Origin of the sequence: Pseudomonas sp. EA_5y_Pfl2_R50, from assembly GCF_963970475.1 — a bacterium.
Classification (GTDB): domain Bacteria; phylum Pseudomonadota; class Gammaproteobacteria; order Pseudomonadales; family Pseudomonadaceae; genus Aquipseudomonas.
Genome location: NZ_CAXAPT010000136.1, coordinates 1 through 491, shown reverse-complemented (window position 1 = coordinate 491; position 491 = coordinate 1). Strand labels below are relative to the sequence as shown.

Genomic DNA, 491 nt, shown 5'->3' with positions numbered 1-491 from the left:
GCGTCGAACAGCCGAGCCGCGACACGCTGCGCATTCTCGCGGCTGCACAGGAGGTAGCGCTTGGGCGACAGCCGGGGTGCTGGGGCAAACATGTCGAAATCCTTTTCACGGACATCATGGCCCGGGCGCGCGGCCTCAGGCAAATATCGTCTTGTGGACCTTCGTGACCGGCACGATCGTCCACTCCCGCAGCATGAAGCGGCTAATTGCGTAACCGATGCGGGTCTCAGGGTCGCGGAAGCTTAGCCGTCGCCCGCGCTTTACGACGATGAATTCCTCGCCGACATGGCCGTCCGTGAAGGTGAGCGGCGAGGCCAGCTTGATGCGGTCGCCATCTTCGATTTTGCGGGTACGCCGTTCAAGGTTGGCGCGGCAGCGCCGGCGCCAGTCGATCGCATATTCCTTGTCGGTCGGGGTCAGAAGATCGAGAATATGGGCCGGGCAGTTGTCCTCGCACGGACCCATCGATTCATCCAGTCGGGTAGGGTTGG

At 62.7% G+C, this 491-nt stretch carries 1 protein-coding gene; it reads right to left on the bottom strand.

Annotated features, from left to right (window positions below):
* Positions 1–135: 135 nt before the first annotated feature.
* A partial coding sequence (locus tag AACY19_RS27095) for a DUF6927 domain-containing protein (RefSeq protein ID WP_339454568.1) occupies positions 136–491 on the bottom strand: 356 nt, incomplete at its 5' end.